Annotated in this window: 5 protein-coding genes; 2 read left to right on the top strand and 3 right to left on the bottom strand. The window is 70.2% G+C overall.

Annotated features, from left to right (window positions below; translation table 11 throughout):
• Nucleotides 1-15: 15 nt before the first annotated feature.
• From VGF64_00450 to VGF64_00440, 3 genes are read right to left on the bottom strand one after another with little or no spacing between them, the layout of a single operon-like run.
• Entirely contained in the window at nucleotides 16-891 is an 876-nt protein-coding gene (locus VGF64_00450; GenBank protein HEY1633197.1) for an SDR family NAD(P)-dependent oxidoreductase, read from the bottom strand.
• Nucleotides 892-894: 3 nt separating this feature from the next.
• The gene (locus VGF64_00445; protein ID HEY1633196.1) at nucleotides 895-1674 is read right to left on the bottom strand and encodes an acetoacetate decarboxylase family protein; all 780 of its coding nucleotides are present in this window, start codon (nucleotides 1672-1674) and stop codon (nucleotides 895-897) included.
• Nucleotides 1675-1692: 18 nt separating this feature from the next.
• The gene (locus VGF64_00440; GenBank protein ID HEY1633195.1) at nucleotides 1693-2901 is read right to left on the bottom strand and encodes an amidohydrolase family protein; all 1209 of its coding nucleotides are present in this window, start codon (nucleotides 2899-2901) and stop codon (nucleotides 1693-1695) included.
• A 19-nt stretch (nucleotides 2902-2920) separates the two neighbouring features.
• Here VGF64_00440 and VGF64_00435 point away from each other — a divergent pair, with 19 nt between their 5' ends.
• Together VGF64_00435 and VGF64_00430 are read left to right on the top strand one after the other, a co-directional pair.
• Nucleotides 2921-3589 (top strand): TetR family transcriptional regulator, encoded by a 669-nt coding sequence (locus VGF64_00435; protein ID HEY1633194.1) that lies wholly within the window; start codon nucleotides 2921-2923, stop codon nucleotides 3587-3589.
• A partial coding sequence (locus tag VGF64_00430; GenBank protein ID HEY1633193.1) for an LLM class flavin-dependent oxidoreductase occupies nucleotides 3586-4070 on the top strand: 485 nt, incomplete at its 3' end. The genes VGF64_00435 and VGF64_00430, both read left to right, overlap by 4 nt.

Raw genomic sequence — 4070 nt, 5'->3', positions numbered from 1 at the left:
ACACCAGCGGCGTCGTCATCCCGGTACCGCCCGCAGGTAGGTCGGGTTCTCCCGCTTCAGCATCGACTCGGCCCGACCCTGGATCTGGCTGTCGGTCTGGGCGCTCGAGGGCAGGATCCAGAAGTCACGGGCCACGACGGCGGCGGCGACCTGCTCCGCAACCTCCTCCGGCTCGGTGTAATTGGGCTCGATGCCCGCGGCGCGCATCTGGGCCTCGATGTCCTCGATCGTCGCGTAAGGGGTCGCGCGGGGGCGCTCCTTGGCCAGCTCCGCCGGCCGGTTGCGCCACGAGGTGAAGATCCCGGTTCGCAGCATGTTCGGTCCCGGGAACAGCACAGAGGCTCCGATCGGCGCACCCGACTCCTGGAGCTGGGCGAAGAGGCACTCAGTGAGAGTCACAACGGCCGCCTTCGTCACCGCGTACTGGGGAGTGCCGGGCAGCGGGGCAACGCCACCGTTTCCCGACGACGTGTTCACGACATGACCCTCCTCGCCGCGGGCCAGCATGGCGGGCACGAAGGCGTTGATGCCGTGGATCACGCCGTAGACGTTCACCCCGAAGGCCCACCGCCAGTCGTTCAGCTCGTGCTCCCACAGCGCGCCCTCGGCGCCGGCACCGATGCCGGCGTTGTTGCACACCAGGTTGACGCCTCCGTACAGCTCCAGGGTGCGATCACGCAGCGCTTCGACAGAGTGGTAGCGGGTCACGTCGGTGACGACCCCGGTCACTTCGAGCGACTGGGTCCGTAGCTCGGCAACCGCCCGCTCGAGGGGGCCCTTCTCGACGTCCGCGAGCACGACCCGCATCCCCGCCCGGGCGAACCGCTCCCCCATGGCCCGGCCGATCCCGCCGGCACCACCTGTGACGACGGCGACCCCCGCCAGCTCCATCCGCTACTCCTCACCCACCGGCGACAGGTCGTCGTAGCGCTGGTGAACGTAGGGCCGGAGCCATTCCCCCGGCACCGTGCCGTGGATCTCGCCCCGCTGGATGCTGCTCCGCTCGGCCAGGATGATCTGACCCAGCTGGCGTACGGGAAGGTCCGCGACCGGGTCGAAGCGCGACTCGCCCAGGCTGACCTCCCCGTCGACGCGCTCCAGCTTGCGGGTCTGCTCCCGGCGGTGGCAATACACCAGCGCCGGGTCGGTGTCGAAGCCCTTGCCGTCAGGCGCCGGAAGGAACTTGAAGTAGAAGTCGGTGCGGTTCTCCTCTCCCGGCAGCTCCAACTCGCCCGACACGCGCCCGGTCACGGTGACGATGTCGACGCCCATGCGGGAAATTTGGCCCGCTACGCGGTCGCCGTCGCGCTCCAGGGTCACCTGGCCCAGCTTCTTGGGCTCACCGAAGGTCTCCCGTCCCCCGATCACGGACTGCTCGGTGGTCATGGGCATCAGCAGGGCGTAGTAGCCGTCGGTCCCCTCGTGCCGGGCCCGCACCGAGAAGCTGCCGGCTCCGAAGGTCGCATAGCCCGAGATGTCGACTGTGGCGATCGTGACCTTCACCTGCGGTTCGCCACCGGGCTCGATCGGCGGCGGCAGCACGGCGGCGATGACGTCGGGATCGGTCAGGTAGGTGGCCACCAGCGTCGTGGCCCACACGTCGACCGAGGTCGCCTCCACCTCCCGGTTGCGCAGCTGCTCCTCCGACCTCGCTCCGTACCTGACCGTGGCCATCACGCCCCCTTGTGTCAGTCAGCCGGCGAAGGCCGGGCACCGCGCGGCCCCTGCCGGGATCTCCTCGACCGGCAGGACCCGGTCGATCTCCTCATAGGTCGGGCCCACCCGCGCCGCCACCTCTGACAGGCGGTCGATGTCGAACCCGTACAGCCGGGCCGCGTTCTTGCCCAGCATCTGCTGCACCTCGGCCGGGTCGATGCCCGCGAAGGTACGCCGCAAGGCGGCGCGGCTGAACGGATAGCTCGACTCCTTGTGTGGGTAGTCGCTTCCCCACATGATCTTGTCCAGCCCGACCACGTGGCGCAGCGCCGCCTCGGTCGGACGCATGAAGCTCGACCCGACGTGGCACTGCCGGGCCCAGTACTCGCTCGGACGCATCGACAGCTTGCCGACGACCTCGGCGCCCCACTCCTGCTCCTGGGAGCCCGTCGACGAGCCCATGCGCGAGAAGAAGTAATCCAGAGTCCCGAGGGTCTCGGGGATCCACGACGTTCCCTGCTCGGTGAACACCAGCTGGAGCGAGGGGTGGCGCTCGAGGACACCGCCGAAGATCAGGTGCCAGAGCGCCCGGTGGGCCCACCACGTCACTTCCAGCAGGAACATCACGTTGTCGACCGGCTGATCGCCCATCGGCGGCACCGCGCTCCCGCTGTGATGATTGAGGGGGAGGCCTGCGTCCGCGCAGGCCTTCCACAACGGCTCGTACGCAGGTGAGTACAGCGGCTCCACCCCCGAGCCCGGCGGCGCGCCGGGAAGGAGGATGCCGCCGGTGAGCCCGGCCTCCGCCGCCCACTCGATCTCGCGAACGGCGGCCTCGACGTCGTGCAGCATGATCTGGGCGATCCCGGCCCGCCGACCGGGAGCGGCGGCACAGAAGTCGGCCAGCCAGCGGTTGTGGGCCCGCAGCCCGGCCCAGCGCAGCTCGAGGTCGCCCTCGGTCGCGCCCGGCATCTGCACCTTGAGCGAGGGCTCGGGGTAGAAGGGCGGGATCGTGTTGGGGAACACGACCTCGGCGACGATGCCGTCGCGCTCGAGGTCGGCCAGCCGCCGACCGTGGTCCCAGTTCCGCCTGCCCTCGTCCCCCATGAGGTCCTCGTAGGGGATGGCGTACTCGCGCGCCCAGGCGTCGAAGCGCTCGTGGTAGCGGTGCTCGAGGTAGTCCCGGTACTCGTGCAGCTCGGCTCCGCCGTGACAGTCGGCGGAGATGATCACGTAGTGCTCCATACTTATGTAGCATTGTTACATGGGTGGTCGAAAGGGTCAACCCGGTCGAGCTCGAGGGCCGCGCCCCGGCACCCGGGACGTGGCGCTGTCGCGCGACCAGATCCTGGACACCGCCTTCGAGATCCTCGAGAGCGACGGAATCGAGCGGCTCACGGTCCGGGCGCTGGCGGCCAAGCTGGGGGTTGCCGTCACCGCCATCTACTGGCACGTCGGGGACAAGCAGGCCCTGCTCGATGGCCTCGTGGAGCGGATCATCGCCCAACTCGGGCCGGTCCACGTGCGCGGCCGCCGGCCCGACGAGCGGATCATGTCGATCGGCCGCTCGCTGCGCCAGACGCTGCTGCGGCAGCCCGATCTGGTGGGGGTGGTCCATCGTCAGGGCCGGACGGCGGCGCTCTTCCAGCCGGCCCGGAGGGTGCTGGTCCGCGAGCTCGCCGCCGCCGGGCTCGACGGGGCCGAAGCGGCCGTGGCCGTCCAAGCCGTCCTCAACCTCGTCATCGGCTCGGTCCTGGTCGACCGGCAGGTCCAGCGCCAGCCCGCCCAGCGCCAGACGCCCGAGGAGCTGTGGACGGCGGACGACGTGCCTGACGCACCCGAGCTCCTGGAGCACCTCACGCACCCCGTGGACGAGGAGAAGCTGTTCGACTTCACGCTCGGGGTGCTCGTCCAGTCCCTCGTCAGCAGGTGAGCGTCGCGCCGCTGGCGCGGGGCTCGGTCTCGCTCCGGCTGTACCCGCACACCGAGCTGCCCGCGACGGGCATCGTCGACGAGCTCCGGGACCAGGCTGCCCTGGCTGACCGCCACGGCTTCGACGGGGTGATGACCAGCGAGCATCACGGCGGCTTCGGCGGCTACCTGCCGAACCCGGTGCAGATGGCCGGCTGGCTGCTGGAAGCGATGCATGAGAGCTGGGCTGCGCCGTGCCCGCTGTTGCTGCCGCTCCGCCCCTGGGCGCTGGTGGCGGAGGAACTGGCTTGGCTCGCCGCGCGCTTTCCCGGCCGGGTCGGACTGGGCGTCGCCGCTGGCTCGCTCGAGGACGACTTCACCATCATGGGCACGAACAAGGAGAATCTGGTCGCCCGCTTCGCCGAGGGGCTGAACGCGGTTACCGCCGCCCTGTCGGGGCGCGACGGCGGGCTGATCGCCGGCGATGTCGCGATCAAGCGCTG

The sequence above is a fragment of the Acidimicrobiales bacterium genome (genome assembly GCA_036491125.1).
Classification (GTDB): domain Bacteria; phylum Actinomycetota; class Acidimicrobiia; order Acidimicrobiales; family AC-9; genus AC-9.
This window is presented reverse-complemented; position numbering and strand designations above follow the sequence as displayed.

What these genes read in the sequence shown, in the direction of transcription:
- VGF64_00450 (HEY1633197.1), bottom strand. Translation starts at nt 891, where the DNA reads ATGGAGCTGGCGGGGGTCGCCGTCGTCACAGGTGGTGCCGGCGGGATC.
- VGF64_00445 (HEY1633196.1), bottom strand. Translation starts at nt 1,674, where the DNA reads ATGGCCACGGTCAGGTACGGAGCGAGGTCGGAGGAGCAGCTGCGCAAC.
- VGF64_00440 (HEY1633195.1), bottom strand. Translation starts at nt 2,901, where the DNA reads ATGGAGCACTACGTGATCATCTCCGCCGACTGTCACGGCGGAGCCGAG.
- VGF64_00435 (HEY1633194.1), top strand. Translation starts at nt 2,921, where the DNA reads ATGGGTGGTCGAAAGGGTCAACCCGGTCGAGCTCGAGGGCCGCGCCCC.